Annotated in this window: 13 protein-coding genes; 4 read left to right on the top strand and 9 right to left on the bottom strand. The window is 68.1% G+C overall.

Going from position 1 to position 17,913, the window contains the following annotated elements; all coding sequences use genetic code 11:
* Positions 1-19: 19 nt before the first annotated feature.
* The 5 genes from F9288_RS08095 to F9288_RS08075 form a co-directional block, all read right to left on the bottom strand.
* Complete coding sequence (locus F9288_RS08095; RefSeq protein WP_217482605.1) at positions 20-3,271, bottom strand: TonB-dependent receptor; 3,252 nt, start codon at positions 3,269-3,271, stop codon at positions 20-22.
* Between the two features lie 75 nt (positions 3,272-3,346).
* Complete coding sequence (locus F9288_RS08090) at positions 3,347-4,411, bottom strand: FecR domain-containing protein (protein WP_174836151.1); 1,065 nt, start codon at positions 4,409-4,411, stop codon at positions 3,347-3,349.
* Positions 4,408-4,920 carry an RNA polymerase sigma factor gene (locus F9288_RS08085; protein WP_174836150.1) on the bottom strand — a complete coding sequence of 171 codons (513 nt, stop codon included), beginning with the start codon at positions 4,918-4,920 and terminating at the stop codon, positions 4,408-4,410. Before F9288_RS08085 ends, F9288_RS08090 begins: the two co-directional genes overlap by 4 nt.
* 116 nt (positions 4,921-5,036) lie before the next feature.
* A complete protein-coding gene (locus F9288_RS08080) occupies positions 5,037-6,455 on the bottom strand; it encodes a CapA family protein (RefSeq protein ID WP_174836149.1) in 1,419 nt (472 codons plus the stop codon).
* Positions 6,452-8,149 carry a peptidase M61 gene (locus tag F9288_RS08075; protein ID WP_174836148.1) on the bottom strand — a complete coding sequence of 566 codons (1,698 nt, stop codon included), beginning with the start codon at positions 8,147-8,149 and terminating at the stop codon, positions 6,452-6,454. The genes F9288_RS08080 and F9288_RS08075 overlap by 4 nt, the downstream gene beginning before the upstream one ends.
* Before the next feature lie 119 nt (positions 8,150-8,268).
* Between F9288_RS08075 and F9288_RS08070 the strand changes: the two genes are divergently transcribed.
* The 3 genes from F9288_RS08070 to F9288_RS08060 are packed head-to-tail and all read left to right on the top strand — an operon-like array spanning position 8,269 to position 12,265.
* On the top strand, positions 8,269-9,756 hold the full coding sequence (locus tag F9288_RS08070; protein WP_174836147.1) for a hypothetical protein: 1,488 nt from the start codon (positions 8,269-8,271) through the stop codon (positions 9,754-9,756).
* Entirely contained in the window at positions 9,753-10,883 is a 1,131-nt protein-coding gene (locus F9288_RS08065; protein ID WP_174836146.1) for a dipeptidase, read from the top strand. The genes F9288_RS08070 and F9288_RS08065 overlap by 4 nt, the downstream gene beginning before the upstream one ends.
* Positions 10,880-12,265: a CapA family protein gene (locus F9288_RS08060; RefSeq protein WP_174836145.1), complete on the top strand. Its 1,386-nt coding sequence runs from the start codon at positions 10,880-10,882 to the stop codon at positions 12,263-12,265. Before F9288_RS08065 ends, F9288_RS08060 begins: the two co-directional genes overlap by 4 nt.
* Positions 12,266-12,313: 48 nt before the next feature.
* Here the strand turns inward: F9288_RS08060 and F9288_RS08055 are convergent, their stop codons facing one another.
* Positions 12,314-13,966, bottom strand: a complete 1,653-nt coding sequence (locus tag F9288_RS08055) for a peptidase M61 (protein ID WP_174836144.1) — start codon at positions 13,964-13,966, stop codon at positions 12,314-12,316.
* A 590-nt stretch (positions 13,967-14,556) separates the two neighbouring features.
* Between F9288_RS08055 and F9288_RS08050 the strand changes: the two genes are divergently transcribed.
* Positions 14,557-15,768 carry an acyl-CoA dehydrogenase family protein gene (locus F9288_RS08050; RefSeq protein ID WP_254621128.1) on the top strand — a complete coding sequence of 404 codons (1,212 nt, stop codon included), beginning with the start codon at positions 14,557-14,559 and terminating at the stop codon, positions 15,766-15,768.
* A gap of 43 nt (positions 15,769-15,811) precedes the next feature.
* On the opposite strand, the gene F9288_RS08045 is transcribed toward F9288_RS08050, so the two are convergent.
* The 3 genes from F9288_RS08045 to F9288_RS08035 all read right to left on the bottom strand — a co-directional run bounded on the left by F9288_RS08045 (position 15,812) and on the right by F9288_RS08035 (position 17,903).
* The gene (locus F9288_RS08045; RefSeq protein WP_174836143.1) at positions 15,812-16,756 is read right to left on the bottom strand and encodes a LysR family transcriptional regulator; all 945 of its coding nucleotides are present in this window, start codon (positions 16,754-16,756) and stop codon (positions 15,812-15,814) included.
* A 147-nt stretch (positions 16,757-16,903) separates the two neighbouring features.
* Positions 16,904-17,338, bottom strand: coding sequence for a carboxymuconolactone decarboxylase family protein (locus F9288_RS08040; RefSeq protein WP_174838966.1), 435 nt, complete (start codon positions 17,336-17,338; stop codon positions 16,904-16,906).
* 4 nt (positions 17,339-17,342) lie between these two features.
* Complete coding sequence (locus F9288_RS08035; RefSeq protein WP_174836142.1) at positions 17,343-17,903, bottom strand: cytochrome b; 561 nt, start codon at positions 17,901-17,903, stop codon at positions 17,343-17,345.
* Between the last annotated feature and the right edge of the window lie 10 nt (positions 17,904-17,913).

The following is a 17,913-nucleotide window of genomic DNA, read 5'->3' as shown; positions in this document are numbered from 1 at the left end:
CGGGAGGAAGGGGAGGAGGTCAGAAGTGGACCTGCGCCCCGGCGAAGAAGCGCCGCCCATAGATGTCCCCATAGGTGCGCGAGGGCGGCGGCGGCGTCCGGTTGGTCAGGTTGTTGACCCCGAAGCGGAAGGTGAACCTCCTGCCGGCGTCATACTGGAACGATATCGAATGGGTGGCATTGGCTTGCAGGACCGGCACCGTCGTGGTGTCGGCCGTCGCGGTGAAGCTCGCCTTGGCGTCGGGCAGGAAATAGAAGGAATAGAACGCCCGGAACGGCCCCCTGCCGTAGTTGAGGTCGAACCGCAGGCGCCAGTCCGGCGCCGCCACGGTGCCGTCGCTGCGCGTGTTGTCGAACCCGGTGACCGAGGTGTTGAAGTAACGGTTGTGCGTCGCCTCGACATGGAAATCCAGCGTTCCGGGGTCGCCGTCGAACACCCGCGACAAGGGCAGGTGATAGTTCACCTTATAGACCTCGCCGCGATATCTCAGCGAACCGGCGTTGAAGGTCTCCTCGGTGCCGGTCGCGAGATAGCCGTCGGCGTCGCGGGTGAAGGTGGAGCAGATCGCCGCCGGCTGGACGACATTGTCGTAACAGGCGTTGAGGAAGTCGCCGATCGCGAAGGGCGACAGCGCGTCCTTCAGGTCGACCCGGATATAGTCGGCGCTGATCGACAGGCCGGGGATGTAGCGCGGCTCATATACCGCGCCGAACGTCAGCGTGTTCGATATCTCGTTCTTCAGGCCGGGGTTGCCCTGCGTGGTGATCGTCACCCGGCCGGTGTTGATCGACGGATCGTTGAAATTGGCCAGCCGGTTCTCCGCCGTGTTCGCGACGCCGGCGGGCAGCGTGTTGAGGCCATAGCCCGGGTTGGCGTTGAACAGCGCGATGCAGTTCGCGCGCCGCGCCGACGGGTTCGAGCCGGAGCCGATGAGCGTGACGTCGCACGGATCGCTCGCCGGATTGCCGGGATTGACGTTGACCGGCGCGAACTGCTGGTCGAGCGTCGGCGCGCTGAAGTTCCGGCTGCGCGAGGCGCGCAGCGTCAACCCCCAGCCGACCGTCCAGCGAAGGCCCGCCCCCCACACGTTCTCCTTGCCGGCCAGCGAGTTGTCGACGTGACGGAACGAGCCGGTCGCCACCAGCGCCTCGACCAGCGGCAGCTTGAAATCCTTGCCCATGATCGGGATCAGCAATTCGCCCGAATATTCGTCGGTGTGGTATCGGCCCGCTTCGGCGACGCTGGCATAGCCGCCATAGCCGTTGAGCAACGTGTCGGACGGGATGAACGCCGCGCTCTCGTAGCGATGTTCGAAGGCGACGCTGAATTGCGCCGCGCCGGCCGGCAGCTTCACGATTTCGCCCCCGAGGGTGGCGAGGAAATCATCCTGCTTGTTGCGCACCGTCTGCCGGAGATAGGTCGAGACATAGGCGCGCGCCGCCGCCGACACCGCGTCGTTGCTGAACGGATTGACCGGCGCGCAGGACGGATCGTCGTTGGTCGGATCGGCATCGGCATTGATCGCGCAGACAATCTGGCCCGATCCGTTGCGCACCGAATTGATCGCATTGTTGAAGTGATCGAAATATTGCGCCCAGTTGCCGGTGACCGAGTTGGTCTCGCCATGGCTGCCCGACAGGCTCCAGTAGAAATTATGGTCGCCGAGCGTGAAGTCGCCGTCCAGCGCCAGCAGCGCGCGCCAGGTGTTGGTCGTGCTGATGCCCTCGCGGGTCGGCAGGATGTCGAAATATTTGGACAGCCACAGCGGCCCGCCGGCGGCGAAGCCGGGGCTGGCCGCGCTCAACGCGGCGATCTGCGAGGCGGTGAGGAAAGGATTGGTCTTGGTGAAGCTGACCGCGGAGAAGGTCGCGCCGCCGCCGACCGCGCGCTGGATGTCCTCCGTCGCGAGCGTGTCGGTGCCGCGCTGGTGCGAATACAGGAACTCACCCGACAGGCGGACGTGGTCGCTGAAATCGTAATGGCCGATCGCCGAGCCGGTGTAGCGTTCGACGCCGGTCAGGAAGGTCGACAGCAGGCGCGTGTCGAAGCCCTCGCCGCCCAGCGCGGTGCTGCTCGCCACGGTCGGGCTGCTGAGCTGGATCGCGCCGGTGTTGTACGGGATGATCGACTGGCCGTCCGGCGAGAATTGCACCGGCGAGCCGTTGATCCGCAGCAGGTTGGACGGCGCGCTCGCGTTGTTGGCGAAGATCACGCCGTTGCCGTTGAAGCGCCACAGGTGGCCGCCATAGGCGATCACCGTCGGCGGCTGGCCGTCATTGGGGCCGGTGTTCGCGAAGTTGGTGACGCTGCGCGGGCCTCTCTCGAAATAGGGCAGGTCGGTTTCGAGCAGCGGATCGGTGCGCGAATATTCCACGTCGACTGCGATGTTGCCCTTGCCGTCGGCGAAGTTCTTGCCCGCCGTGATCCGCGCGAACGGCTGCGAATATTTGCCGCGGCCCGAAACCATGTTCTGCGCGTCGATCTCGACGCCCGAGAAGTTGCGCTTGAGCACGTAGTTGACGACGCCGGCGATCGCGTCCGAGCCGTACACCGCCGCCCCGCCCGCCTCGACCACGTCGATATGATCGATAAGGCCCGCCGGGATCGTGTTGACGTCGACCACCCGCGCGCCGAGGCCCGACGACGACGTGACCATGCGCCGGCCGTTGAGCAGCGTCAGCGTGCGTCCCTCGCCCAAACCGAACAAATTGGGGAAGGTCTGGCCCGAGCCGGCCGGCACGCCGGAGAACGGCGCCTGCGGCAGCTCGGGCACGTTGGAGGTGACCTGGTTCAGCATGTCGCCGACCTGCACCACCCCGCGCTCGGTGAATTGCTCGCTGCTGATGCGGGTGACCGGCGCGGCGGTCACCTGGCTCGTCGACCGGATGCGCGTGCCGGTGACGATCACGTCCGGGCCGGGAGGCGCGGCGTTCCCGGCGGCCGCTTCCGGCGCCTCCGCCGGGGCGCCGACGTAGAACACGCCGCCCGATGTCCGCGTCGTGCGCAGCGCGGTGCCCGCGAGCAGCCGGCCCAGCGCCTCGTCGATCGTATAGCTGCCGTGCAGCGCCGGGGCGGCCATGCCGCGCACCGATGCCTCGGAGAAGATGATCTGCTGCGCCGAGGTCTGCCCCAACGCGCGCAGGCTGTCGCCCAGGCTCCCCGCCGGAATGTCGAGATTATATGCCTGTGCCTGTGCCGCCGCCGGCGCCGCCACGGCGACCAGCGCCGTCGCCATCGCCCCGAAAGCCACGCCCGTCCCCATATCGCGCATGATCTCAGCCCCTGTTGCGGGACGGCCCTGATCCGCCCCTGTGCAGTGTTACGCACAGGTGACGAAAACCCGCGATCACCCGGGCGGATCGCCACCGAAAATCGCCACGGCGTTCGGCTCCTCCCGCACATGGACGTGGAACGCGGCCTGCAGGCCCTGGACGAGCGCTCCGGTATCGCCGGCACGGAACACGCCCGACACGCGCAGCGCGCGCGCGCTGTCGTCGCCCAGGCGCAGCGGCCGGTCGGCATAGCGGTTGATCCGCTCCACCACGCGCGGCAGCGGCTCGTCGTTGAAGATCAGCTGCCCGCTCTCCCACGCCAGCGAGCGCACCGGGTCGGCGGGCGTCACGACCGCCACGTCGGTCGCGTCGGCGGGCGCGTCGCCGGCGGGCAGCGTCACCTGCTGGTCGGGCGCGAGCAGGCGGCCGACCGGTCCCTTGTCCGCCGCGCCGCGCAGCCCGATCGGGCGGTAGCGCGGCGTCGTCGCGTCGAGCAGCGCGACATGGCCTTCGTAGAGCACCACATGGACGCTGTCGCGCAGCCGCTCGACGCTGAACGCGGTGCCGGTCGCGACGACCAGCTTCGATCCCGCGCGCACCGTGAAGGGGCGCAGCGGGTCCTTGGCGACGACGAACTTCGCGCGCCCCTGCTCGACGGTAAGCTCGCGCTGGCCGCGCGAATAGAGCACGTCCACGGCGCTGCCGGCGTCGAGCGACAGCGTGGAGCCATCGGCCAGCGTCACCAGGCGCCGTTCGCCGATACCGGTGCGATATTCGGTCGGTTGCAGGATCAGCCACACGCCCGCGCCCATCACCGCGATCAGCAGCGAGGCGGCGGCGAGCGCGGCGCGCCAGCCGATGCCGTGCCACGCGCGCTCGTGCGCGGTCGCGCTGGCGCGCGCCGAGGCGAGCGCGGCCTGGCGCAGCTCCATGATCGGCTCGGCGGCGGCGTGCGCCTCGACCGCTTCCCAGCTGCGGACGATGTCCTCCATCCTCGCGATGTTGAGCGGATCGGCGTTGAGCCACGCCTCGAACCGCGCCTGCTCGGCGAATGCCGGCGGCGCTTCGGCGAGGCGCACCGCCCAATAGGCGGCTTCCTCGAACGGATCGTCCGCGAGATGCGGGCGGTCGGTGGTCAACTTTCTTCTCCGAACTTCTGGCGCAGGAACAGGCTCGCGCGCACGACATGCTGCTCGACGGTCCGCACCGATACCCCGAGCATGTCGGCGATCTGGTGCTGCTTGAGGTTCTCCAGGCGGAACAGGATGAAGATCGTGCGCGTGCGCTCGGGCATTTCGTGCAGCGCCGCGATGACCGTGGCAAGCGATTGCTTGCCCTGCAGCACGCGGTCGGGGTCGCGCTCCTCGACCCGCGCCTCCTCGATGATCGCGGCGCCGCGCAGATATGCCTCGCGCACATTGCTGCGCCGCGCCCGGTCGCGCAGCAGGTTGGCGGCGATCTGGAAGACATAGGCGTCGGGGCGGCCGGTATCGAGCGTCTCGCTCTTCTGCGCGACGCGCAGCAGCACTTCCTGCGTCAGATCCTCGGCCTCAGTGAAATTATGGATGCGGCGCAGGAAGAACGCCATCAGCGCGGGGCGGAAGCGCACGCTCAGGTCGGCGATGACCTTGACCGCCTCCCTTCGCATCCCCGTCACCTCCACGCGCCGATCCGCCGGCACCTCTTATACGCTCGGCGCGCGATTATCCCCATCCGGGGCGACGCCGGCCGGCGCGCGGCTTTCCCGATCCGGCACGCCCGCCGTCAGGGCAGGCGGATCACCCCGACCGATCCCTCTATTGCGATCTTCGTCCCGAACGGGGCCGAGAAGCGTTGCAGGTCGGCGAGGATGCGCCGCGCGTTCGCCGGATCGGCGAGGTGCGGGATGCCGCGCCGCGCGCGATCATAGGTGTTGCCGAGATCGAGCGGGTAGAGCCGCACCGTTTTCGCCCTGCCGTCGACGAACTCGGTCGTCGCGACCATGCCGTCATACCAGCTTTTGGGGTTGCCGCCCTTGCGCACCGATCGCTCGGGCGGGGCGGGCGGCGGCGCGTGGCCGGTCGCGTCGGGCCATTCGGCGAACGCGGTTTCCTGCAACGCCTTGATCTCGCCGTTGAGGAAGAACGCGCCCATCCCGTAGAGCACCACCTTGCCCTTGTAGATCTCCACCCCGCGCAGCGAATGCGGGCCGCCGCCCAGGATCATGTCGGCGCCCGCGTCGACCGCGTCGTGGAAAAGCCGGATCAGGAAATCGGGCGGCTGCGGCGTGTCGTCGTCCACCCCGGTCGGGCTTTCGTGCGCGTGGATGGTGAAGACGACGAGGTCGGCCTTGTCCTTCGCCTCGCGCACCGCCTTCAGCAGCGCGGCATGGTCGTACAGGTCCATGTCGTAGTGAAGGCCCGGCCGGTCGGACAGGCGGTATATGGTGTCGTCGAGGGTCACCTCGGTCGCGTCCGCCGCCGGCGCGGGGGCGAGCGGCGAGGCGAGCCGGGTCGCCAGCCATTTCACCCTGGCGAGCTGGTCGGCGTCGACGAGGTGGATCGCGCGCGTGCGCAGAATGCTGATCCCGGTGCGCTGCGGCACGCCCTCGAACGCATCGTCGGCGCCGGCATTGGGCTTGAAGGTGGAGGCGGTCGAGACGAGCGCGATGCGACCCTGCGGCGTCGTCAGGATCGCCGCCGCCCGCGCCGAGCGCTGGTTCGGCCCGCTGCCGGCATGGACGATGCCGGCCTCGTCGAGCAGCCGCGCGGATTCACGCAACCCCTCGCCGCCCCAGTCGGTCGAATGGTTGTTGGCCATCGACACCATGTCGACGCCCATCGCCTTCATGTCCGGGCCGATCGCCGCCTCGCTCCACAACATGCCGTTGCCGTAGCCGGTGCCCTTGAACGTCCCGAGATCGAAGAACATGCCCTCGCGGTTGCCGATCGTCACGTCCCCCGCGCGCGTGATCGCCAGCACCTTCTGCAATTCGGGATCGGGGCTTTGCGCGTAAGGGTGCGAGTAGAGCAGGTCGCCGATCGCCACGAGCGAGAAATGGCCCTTCAGCGTCGATGGCTTGGGCGGCGCCCTGAGGAAATCCTCCGGTTCGTTCGAGGGCTTCACCTGCGCCGATGCCCCGCCGATGGCGAGGCCGAGCGCGGCCGCCGCGGCGGCGTGGCGCAGGATCGTCCGCACGCTCACGGCCGGCACTTTTCGTCGGGCACGCCGGCCACGCGTTCCCATTGATAGGCCGGCACCGCCTCGCCGCGCGGCAGATAGGTGAGCGGGAAGCTCTTGCCGTCGCGCGTGACGGTCAGCGCGAGCTGGTGGTGGACCTCGGCCTGCACGCTGTCGAGCGCGACGCCATATGCGATGTGATCGCCGTTGCGCAGCCCGGCCTTTTCGGCCTCGGAGCCGGGCTTCAGCCCCCGCACGATCTTGTCGTCGCCGAGCAGCGAGCCATTGTCGAAGCCGAGGTCGAAGCGGCGGATCGGCTTTTCCACCCGGTGGAAGCACGGCCCGAAATCGTCCGATCGCGGCAGCACGAGGCCGCCCGCCAGCATCGCCTTGTGCAGCGCCAGCGCCTCCGGCCCCGCTTCCTTGCCGATCAGCGCGAGCCAGTCGTCCTCGGTCAGCCTGTCGCCGGCGGCGGCGCGCCGGTTCATCGCGAAGATCAGCTCGTCGATCGATCGCCTGCCTCCCGAGGCGCGGCGGACCATGCCGTTCAGCGCGGCGAAATAGAGCGCGCCGCGATCATAGGGCAGCACGCGGATGCGCGTATCCTCCCAGAAATGCGCCACCACCTGATCCTCGGGGGTCGAGCGCAGCGCGTCGGTGTAATAGCGGCTCGCCGTCATGTTGAGGTCGGCGAGATAATCGTCGGTCGACATCAGCCCGGCGCGCCAGGCGAGCTGCGCCTGGTAATAGACCGCGATCCCTTCCGAATACCATTTGCCGTCGCCGATATCGATCGCCGTCCAGGTATGCGTCATCTCATGGCCCAGGATCGGCTTCCAGTTGTCGCCGTTCACGCCCGCGCCCCATGTCATCAGGAACGAATGCGGAAAGGCGGCGCCGCCGCCCGCGTTCATCGGGTTGTAGCGGATGAAGACGCGATAGGCCGGCTCGTCGGTGTCGCCGAAGAATTTGCTCATCCAGCCGTGCAGCCGGCGCGTCCATTCCATCGACGGCGCGGGATCGAAGCTGGGCGTGCCGCCCCATACCGCCAGGAACGGCCCGGCCGGGGGATTGGGAGTGGAGCGGATCTTCCCCGCCATGAACACCGTGTCGCCCAGCCGCGCGAGCGGCCCGGCGGGCAGCTCGACGTCGCCGTCGCCCCAGCTCGTCGCCGCCGCCGCGCCCGCGCCCGCCTGGGACAGGTCCCAGCGCAGCGCGATGCGATAGGGGGCATCGGTCTTCACGGCGGCGATCAGCCCGGCGCCGACGCTCGACACGCTCGCGCCGTCGATGCGCGGCTGCACCGGCGGCCCGCCGCGCAGCAGCGGCACGTTCTCGACCATCAGGTGATAGCTGACGCGCAAGGTGCCGGAGACCGCGCGGCCGATCGTCCAGCCCTCGTTGGTGTTGTCGCTCGGCCCCTGTCCGCCCTTCGCGGCGGAGACCGGCACCGCGCCGCCGTCGTCCGTCAGCCGCATGTCACGGATCGTCAGCGGACGCGCCATGCCGGGCACCCAGGTGCCGATCGTCACCAGCCGCGTGCCCGCCGCCGCGCTCACGCCGGGGATCGACAGCTCGACGCCGACGTCGCCGGTGCCCTCCGGCGAACCGAGCCTGGCCGGGGTGATCGTGACGGTCGCCAGCGGCGCGGCGTCGGGCGCGGCGGCGCCCGCCAGAGTGACCGGCGCCAGCGCCGCGATTGCCAGACGAGCCTTCATGCCACGCGTCCCCCTGATCGTGTCGTTCGCGGTATATTACGCTCGACATGCGCGCATCCACCTCGCGGCCCTGCGGATTCCGGCGCGCGGCGCGTATCACTGGTCGGAAGGGGCACGGCATGGGCGCACGAACCGGCATCATCGCGCTGGCGCTTGCGCTGGCATGGCCGGGCGCGGCCGCCGCCGCCGACGAGCCGCCGCCGGTCCTCACCACGCACAGCATCGTGATCGCGGGCCATCGCCTGACCTACACCGCCGAGGCCGGCCGCATCCCGATCCGCGACGTGGCGACCGGCGCGCCGATCGGCTATTCCTTCTACACAGCCTATCGCCTCCCCAAGCGGGGCGAGCATCGCCCGCTCACTTTCCTTTGGAACGGTGGCCCCGGCCTTCCCGCCGCCTCGGTCGAGTTCGAGGGGTTCGGCCCACGTCGAATCGAGCAGGGCAAACTGGTCGACAATGAGGATACCGCCCTCACCGACAGCGACCTGGTGTTCGTCGACCCGATCGGCACCGGCTTCTCGCGCGCCGTGTCGGACAATGCGCAGGTCGCGTTCACCAGCATCGTCGGGGACGTGGCTGCGGCGACCGAATTCGTCCGCGTCTTCGTGCTGCGGCACGGCGACGAGGACACGCCACTGATCGTCTCCGGGCAGAGCTATGGCGCCGGACGCGCGGGCTCCGCCGGCTACGAGTTGCTCAAGCGCGGGCTGAAACTGCGCGGCATCGTCCTCGTCTCCAATTCGGAAGGGCTGCCACACTACCCGGACCAAGAGCGGATCGCGGCGGCGATCCATGTCGGGGATTATGCCGTTGCCGCGCTCTATTACCACAAGCTGCCCGCCGAGCTTGGCACCACGCCGGCCACCGCACGCGCCGGGGCGGAGCGCTGGGCGCGTGATGTCTATATTCCCGCCGTGCTGCATCGCGAGACGCTGGGCGCTTCCAGGCGCGAGGCGATCGCGACCGAGCTGGCAAAGCGCACCGGACTCCCGGCATCCGAGATCGATCGCGAGACCTTGCTGATAACCCAAGGCTATTTCCTCGGGCATCTCGTGCCCGGAAAGCAGCCATATTATTCGGATTATCGCATCATCGAGCCACACCATTCGCCGGCGCTGGACCCCGGCGTGCGCTCGATCCGGCACGAATTGGGCTATCCGTCCGACCTGCCTTATCTCGGCGTCGAACCGATCGAGAACGGCTTCGCGCCTGGCGGCGTCTATCCCAAATCGGTCAACGCGACCTGGCGCCATACCACCATCTATGGCGCGACCGATGCCGATCTTGCCGCCGCCGAAGCGGCGTTCGCGCAGAAGGACATCATCGGCGCGGGCCATTTCGGCCCCGATCTGCCCGGTGCGGCGGCGGCGATCGCGCTCGATCCGCGCGTGCGGGTGATGGTGATGCACGGCGCCTACGACCCGCTCGGCGGCTGCTCGATCGACGCCGAATTATTCCGTCACCTCACTGGCCACGACCGGGATGCGATTCGCTTTCATTGCTACCTCGCCGGCCACGCCATCTATCGCGACGCGCCGGCGCGCGCCGCTTACGCCGCCGACCTTCGCGCCTTCGCGCGCACCATTGCCGGAGATAACGAATGATGGTCGATCGCCGCGATTGCCTGACGCTGCTCGCCGCCGGGATGGGCGGAATCGCCGCCGCCCGCGCTTCCCCGCGCGATCCGACCGCGGGCTGGACAGTGATCAACGCGCTTGGCGCGCTTGACGATCCCAACCAACCGGTCGACGACGCCGAGGTAGTCAACATCACGATCACGCCCCGGATGATCGCCGACGCGCGAAGGTCGGGCCAGACCGCGGTCAACATCACCTTGGGCTATGTCGCAGGCGGACAGGAGCCTTACGCCTATACCAAGGCGGCAATCGCGCGCTGGGATGCCTTGATCGCCGCGCATCCTCGCGATCTCATCAAGGTACGCACCGCCGCCGATATCCGCCGTGCCCACGCCTCGCGCAGGACCGGGCTGATCTACGGATTCCAGAACGGCGCGATGCTGGGCGACAACGTCGATCGGGTCGATGAATTCGGCGACGCCGGCGTGCGCGTGTTCCAGCTGACCTATAACCCGGCCAACCAACTCGGTGGCGGCAGCATGGCGCCGGAGGAAACGCCGCTCTCCCCGTTTGGTCACGCGGTGATCGCGCGGCTCGAGGCGCGGCGGCTGATGGTCGACCTGTCGCATTCGGGGCGGCGCACATGTCTCGACGCCATCGCCGCCGCCGCGCGCCCGATCTCGATCAACCATACCGGCTGCCGCGCGCTGACCGACCTGCCGCGCAACAAGACCGACGAGGAATTGCGCGGCGTCGCCAACCATGGCGGGTTCATCGGCATCTATTTCATGCCGTTCCTCAACCCGTCGGGCCATGCCACCGCCGCCGATGTCGTCGCGCATATCGAGCATGCGGTGAACGTGTGCGGCGAGGATCATGTCGGCATCGGCACCGATGGCGGGACGACGCCGGTCGATGACCTCACCGCCTATGCGGCGGCGCTGCGCGCCGAACATGCCGACCGCGTCGCCAAGGGCGTTGCCGCACCGGGCGAAGGCGACGACACCCATCCCTTCGTCGACGATCTGCGCGGCCCGGAGCAGTTTCGCCAGCTCGCCCGTCTGCTCGAGGCGCGCGGCCACAAGGCGGCGCGGGTCGAGAAGATCCTCGGCGCCAATTTCCTGCGCTTCGCGGAAGAGATCTGGGGCCAGTGACCCGCGCTCGCTCGATCGGCGCGGTCGCGCTGCTCCTCGCGGCCCCGGCATTGGCGCAGGATGGAACGCCCTTGCCATCCGACCCCGCGATCTATCTCAAGACGCCGCCCAAGCCGGCCAACGTGCAGGGGTCGTTCACCGTCGTCTCGCTCGGAGACCTGCTCTACAACGCGCCACAGGCGGACAACGGCGATCCTGACATGGCCAGAGTGCTCGACATCGTCCGCGCCGGCGATGTCGCAATCGCCAATCAGGAGGGGATGGCGTTCGACCTCGCAACCTTCGCCGGCACCTCCTTCGGCCCCGGACAGGTCTATGGCCAGCCGACGCTCGCGCGCGACTACAAGGCGATGGGGATCGACATGGTGTCGACCGCCAACAATCACGGCATGGACTGGGGCGGCGAAGGCCAGCTCGCCAGCATAAGGCTGCTCGACGACGTCGGCGTCGCGCATGCCGGCGGCGGACGCACCCTGGCGGAGGCGCGCGGCGCGGGCTATTTCACCACACCCAAGGGGACGGTCGGGCTGGTCGCCGCCACCTCCACCTTCAAGCCCGAGGCGATGGCGCACGACGCTTTCCAGCGCGAGCCGGCGCGTGCCGGCAACAATCTGCTGCGCACGCGCACGGTCAACCTCGTCACCCGCGACGACATGGACCGGATCATCCGACTTGCGACCGATCTCGCCTCACCACTCCATCCCGCGCCGCCGGCTGGCGCCGCGCAGGTCGAATTCGGCGGCGCGCTGTACCGCGTTTCCGGGAAACGCGGCCAGCATTACGACATGAACCTGTTCGACGAGGCCGGATTGTTGCAGGCAGTACGCGAGGCGAAGGACAAGGCCGGCCTCGTCGTCTTCACCATCCACGCGCACGAGACACCGACCGGCGTCGACGACGATACGCCCGAGCCACCCGATTTCCTGATCAAGCTCTTCCACGACACGATCGATGCCGGCGCGGACGTCATCATGGGCGGTGGCCCGCATTCGCTGCGCGGGATCGAAATCTACAAGGGCAAGCCGATCTTCTACGGGCTGGCGATCTTCATGTTCAAGCCGAGCATCCTCGCCAGCCAGGAGACGGCGACGCAAAACGCCTATCCGCCGATGCCCTGGCCCGAGGCGCCAGACCCGCGCCCGACCAGCCCGCCAAGCTGGTATGAGAGCATGATGGCGGTGACGACCTTCGATCAAGGCAGGCTGGCCGAGGTGCGGCTCTATCCGATCGACCTGCTCAACACCGCGACCCGGCGACGCGGCGTTCCACATCTCGCTACGGGCAACCGTGCGCGCGAAATACTTTCCACGCTGCAGCGCGAATCCGCGCCGCTCGGCACGCGGATCATGATCGAGGGCGATGTCGGGGTGATCCGGCCTTGACGCGCGCGCCGGACGAAACCGGCTCGGCCGCCGGGTGATCGCTGACCGTCAGGGCCGGCAGGCGCTATCGGGCACGCCGGCGACGCGTTCCCATTGATAGCCGTCGACCGCCGCGCCGCGCGGCGCCCAGGTGACCGGAAAGGTCCGGCCATCGCGCGTCACCTGCGCGGTCACCGTCGCCGCAAAATCGCGCCGCGGGCCGTCGCTCGTCAACAGCGGCAGCGCGATCATGTCGCCATTGCGGACGCCGGCCTTGTCCGCCTCGGAACCCGCGATAAGCCCCTTTACCTCGACCGGAGTGCCGGCAGGCTTGCGCGCGACGGTGAAGCCCAGCTCGTAACGGCGGAGCCTGGCCGCCACGCGCCGGAAGCACGGGCCATAGGCGTCGGATTCGGGCAGGACGATCCCGCCGGCCAGCATCGATTTGGTCAGCGCCACCGCCTCCTCGCCAATGCCCTCGCGCAGCAGCGCGAACCACGTCTCGTCGGTGATCGTCTCGCCGTCACGCCCCGTGCGCACCATCACCCGCACCAGATCGTCGATCGAGCGCTTACCGCCGGTCTTGCGCCGGATCATCCCGTCGAGTTGCGCGAAATAGAGCGCGCCGCGATCGTAAGCCAGCGTGTTGAGCCACGGATTGCTGAAGAACGCCGGATCGATCTCGTCCTCATGCGCGGCGATCTTCAGGTTAGTGTAGTAGCGATAGGCGGTCATGTTGATATCGCGGAGGTACTGGTCGGTCGAGACCATGCCCGCGCGCCACGGCAGCCGCACCTGATAATAGACAGCGTCGCCTTCGACGTACCAGCGGCCGAGATCGTTGGCGGTGAACGTGTGGACCATCTCGTGCGCGAGGATGCCGCGCATGCTGTCGCCGGTGACGCCGCGTCCCCAGGTCTGGAAGAAGCTGTTGGGGAAGGCGACGCCCCCGCCCGCGTTGAGGCCGCCATTCTCGCGCGCGAACACGCGATAGGCCGGGTCATCCGGCGTGCGGAAGAAATCGACCATCCAGCCGTGCAGCCGCTGCGCCCAGCGCATCGTCGGCCTGAGGTCATAACCCGGGTCGCCCGACCATACTGCGGCGAACTTGCCCGTGCCCCCGGCGGCTGGCTCACGGTTGAGGCGGCCTGCCATCATCACCAGCTTTCGCAGTCGATCGACCGGCGCGGCGGGCACCGTCGCGTCACCGTCGCCGAAGCTCGATACGCCGGTCGCGCCTGGCCCCATCGCCGACAGGTCCCAGCGGAGCGCCAGCCGATAGCTCCCGGCGACATGCGGCGTTGCCAGGAACGCCATGCCAAGCGCCGAGAAGCCATCGCCGTCGACGCGCGGGAAGATCGGCGTGGTGCCGCCAGTCGCCACGCTATTCCGGATCGCGACGCGATAGGCGATCCGCAGATCGCCATCGACCGCACGGGTCGCGACATAGAAGCGATCCTCGCCCGCGCCGCGCGACGCGATATCCACGGCACCGCGCGCATCGGTGACGACAAGATCGTCGCCGGTGGGGAAATCGAACAGCGGCTGGCCGGCATCGACGTGAACGCCCGGCACGTCGATGGCGACGCGGACATTGCCGCTACCGCGCGAGCCGTCCATCCGCCCGGGCACAATCGAAACGCGTATTATCGGTACATTGGCGGATGCGTCGATCCCGCTCGCCAGCACGGCCAGAGCGATCGCCGCCATCAGGTTGGTCATGATCGAGCGGCTCCGACGACAGACTTAGCCTTCAATACGCACGAAGCCCGCACAGCCCCATGCCAAGGCTGTGTTTCCTGGCCGGCGCAATAACGCGCGCCATCTAGATGACCCCAAGGCACGCCGGCTTAGGCGCGCATCCCACCTTGCTTGCAGCAGCCACCCAATCAACCTCCATCCCTTTTTCGGATGATCTGATCCGTAGAATCGCTGACGCGCTCGCGATGATCGCCGCCCGCAAGGTCGCATGTTCTGAGCCTGAGCCAACCTGACCGATCGGACGAACGCGGCGTGCGGGCGGATCGGGTTTCCGCGCCGTGATGACGATTTGCGCCATCGCGCCCCTTTCCCGAAACACCCCGGATTCCCGTTACCGTACGCAACCGTAACCTACTTGTCCGCGCAGGCCACAGGCTGTTGAGATGCGCCGATAACGCCGTTGCGCAAGAGGTTTACCAATAAAGCGGGGTTCCGTGACGGCATCGCCTGTCACGCGATCCGCCCGAGGAACGCGGCGCCGCGCCGGTGCCGTCCGATGATACTTGCTTCAGCCAACGACGCACAAGCCGTCGCTTTAGAAGAGGAACGCCATGAGCAGCGCCGTCGGCAACCTGATGCCGTATTCCGTCGGGGAGAATCTCTCCACGACGCTGGTCGAACGAGCACGGGAACTCGTCCCCGTGCTGCGGGACCGCGAGGTTCGGGCGGATGCGGCCAGGCAGGTTCCCGCCGAGACGATCAGCGACTTCGTCGAGGCCGGCTTTTTCCGCATCCTTCAGCCGAGGCGCTACGGCGGGTACGAACTGCCGCCCAGCGTATATTTCGACGTCGCCAGGACGCTGGCCGAAGGCTGCATGAGCAGCGCCTGGGTCTATGGCGTCATCGCGGTCCATAACTGGCAACTGGCGCTGTTCGACGACCAGGCCGCGCGGGACGTGTGGGGCGCCGACCCGGATGTGCGGATCAGTTCCTCATACATGCCGGTCGGCAAGGTCACGCCGGTCGACGGGGGATACCGGCTGTCCGGCCGCTGGGCGTTCTCGAGCGGCTCGGCGCATTGCGACTGGGTGATCCTGGGCGCCATGGTGCCCGGCGCGACCAGGGACGCGCCGCCCGAACCCCGCAACTTCCTGGTGCCGCGCGCCGATTACAGCATCGTCGACACCTGGGACGTGATGGGGCTGCGCGCGACCGGCAGCAACGATATCGTGGTCGAGGATGCGTTCGTGCCGGAACATCGCACCATCCGGGAACTGGACATGTTCGAACTGAGCTGTCCGGGTCATGCGGTGAACAAGGGCAGCCTGTATCGCATCCCCTTCGCGCAGCTCTTCAATCGCACGGTTTCCACGACGTCGCTCGGTGCGCTTCGGCGCGCCGCCACGATCTTCGTCGGGGCGACAAGGGACAAGAGGGCGACCTATACCGGCGAACGCCTGGCGCGGGATTCGACGATTCAACAGGTGGTCGCGGAGGTCGAACGCACGCTCGACGAGCTGACGCTGGTGCACAATCGCGACGTGGCGGAACTCTGCCGCCGCGCCGGCGAGGACGACTGGACGCTGCTGGGTAGGGCCGAACTGGGCTTTTCAACCACGTCCATGGTCAGCCGCTGCGTCACCGAGATCGACAAGCTGATGACGTTCAGCGGCGGCAAGGCCATTTATCGCGGCAATCCGATCCAGCGCGCCTTCCTCGATATCCATTCCGCGCGCGCGCACGTCGCCAACAATCCGTATCCCTATGCCCGCAATCTCGGCGCCATGTATTTCGGCTATGACGTGGAATGTGTCGACATCTGAAGCCGCGGCGCGCGCGTCGCCGGCGCGCCCGCCCCTTCCCGCCTCAGATCGCGCTGGCGAGCTGGATCGCCGCGCCCGAAAGCGGGGTGCCGGTGCCGTTCATCTCCGCCGCGAGGAAATCCACGAACGCGCGGACCTTCGACATGGCGTAGCTGCCGCGCGAGAAGAGCAGGTATAGCGGAAGCCGCTGGGTGACGATTCCCGGCAGCACCACCTCGATCTTGCGGCTCGCGATGTCCTGCTCCAGCAGGAAGCGCGGCAGGTAGCCGATGCCCATCCCGGCGAGCATCGCCTCGCGCGTCAGCCGCACGCTGTTAGAGGTAAGCGGCCCCCTGCTGACCGGGATCACCACGTCGGAGGAAAGGCGCCATTCACCGATCCGCGACAGATGCGTCTCGAGGATGCACATATGCTCCTTGAGATCGGCCGGCGTCGACGGGCGGCCGTGAAGGTCGAGATAATCGGCCGATGCCGCGAGCGTCATCTCGTAATCGCACAGCTTCACCGTATCGAGCGTCAGGTCGTATGGCTCGCCGACCCAGAAGGCGATGTCGAAATCGTCCTTCAGCAGATCGGTCTTGCTGTCGGACAGGTTCATGAACAGCCGGATATCCGGATAGGTCTGCAGGAACTGCGGGATTCTCTGGGTGATGTTGAACAGCGAGGAAACGACCGGCGCGTTGACCTTCAGGTCGCCGCGCGGCGTGGAGAGCATGCCGCTCATCGCCTGGTTCGCCTCGCTCACCTCGTCGATGATCCGCGCGCAGCGGCGATACATCTCGCGCCCGGCCGGCGTGAGCGTCACGGTCCGCGTGGTGCGATCGAGCAGTTTCAGCCCGACATTCGCCTCGAGCCGGGCGATCTGGCGACTAACCGCCGCCTTGGAATAGCCGAGCAGCTTGGCCGCGGCGGAGAAGCTGCCGTTGCTGACCACCGCCGCGAACGACATCATCGCGATGGTGTTTCCGATTTCGACCTTTTCGTCCATCAACCGCCCGTCCCGTCCACTTCCGGCCGCTGCAAGACCGGCGCGCCCAACAATGCCGTCGACCGGCGACCCCCCGTATCGCCCTTGCCCAGGCGGATCGGCCGGCGGCCGGGACGCCGGACGGGATACCGAATAACCGCTTTCCCGTCAGGCGCAATCGTCGGCGGGCGACGGCGGGGCATCGGGGTCGCCGCCTTCCCGCTCCCGCGTCCATTCCGCGACGATCCCGCCGGCGATGCGGAAGCTGTCGACGCCCGCCGGCACGCCGCAATAGGCCGCGACCTGCAACAGTACCTCCTGGATCTCCGCCACCGTCAACCCGTTGCGCAACGCGGCGCGGACGTGCGCCGCTAGTTCGTGCGGCCGGTTCAGCGCGGCGATCATGCCGAGGTTGAGGATGCTGCGGCTGCGCCGATCGAGGCCGGGCCGGTTCCAGATCCGGTCCCAGCACACCTCGGTCGTCCATTGCTGCATCGGCGCGCCGAACGAATCCGCGCGGGCGAGCGCGGCATCGACATAAGCGTCGCCCAGCACGGCGCGCCGCGTGCGCAGTCCGCGATCGAAGGCATTGTCGTCCGGCATCATCTCACCACATCCTCGGCAGCACGTCGGCCCGCCGGTCCCGATCGAGGAAGCGGTGCTTCAGCGCGCCGCCGACGTGCAGCGCAACCAGCCCGAGCAAGGTATAGGCCAGCACACGGTGCAGCCACTGGAACACCGCGAACCAGTGGTCGTTCTTCGGCAGCAGCTCGGGCACCGGCAGGCCGAAGAACGGCACCCCGTCGCTATGCGTGTAGGTGCTCGACATCGAATAGCCCATCACCGGCACCACGACGAGCAGCGCATACATCGTGCGGTGCACCACCCTGGACAGCATCGCCTCGTGCCGGGGCAGCGCCGCCGGCGGCTCCGGCAGCCGGGCGCGCGCGCGGATCGCGAGCTGCACCAGCACGATCATCAGCACGAGCAGCCCGAACGATTTGTGCCAGGGATAGAGATCGCCGTACCGCGCGACCTGCGCGTCCGACATCCGGGTCATCGTCCAGCCGGCCGCGATCAGCCCCAGCACCAGCAGCGCGCGCACCCAGTGCAGCAGGCGCAGCGCGGGCGGGTAGCGCTCGATCCGGCCGTCTTCGGTATCGCTCATCGCTCGCTCC

Source organism: Sphingomonas sp. CL5.1 (genome assembly GCF_013344685.1).
Lineage (GTDB): Bacteria > Pseudomonadota > Alphaproteobacteria > Sphingomonadales > Sphingomonadaceae > Sphingomonas.
Note: the sequence above shows the minus strand (reverse complement) of the source record. Positions and strands in the feature narration are given on the sequence as shown.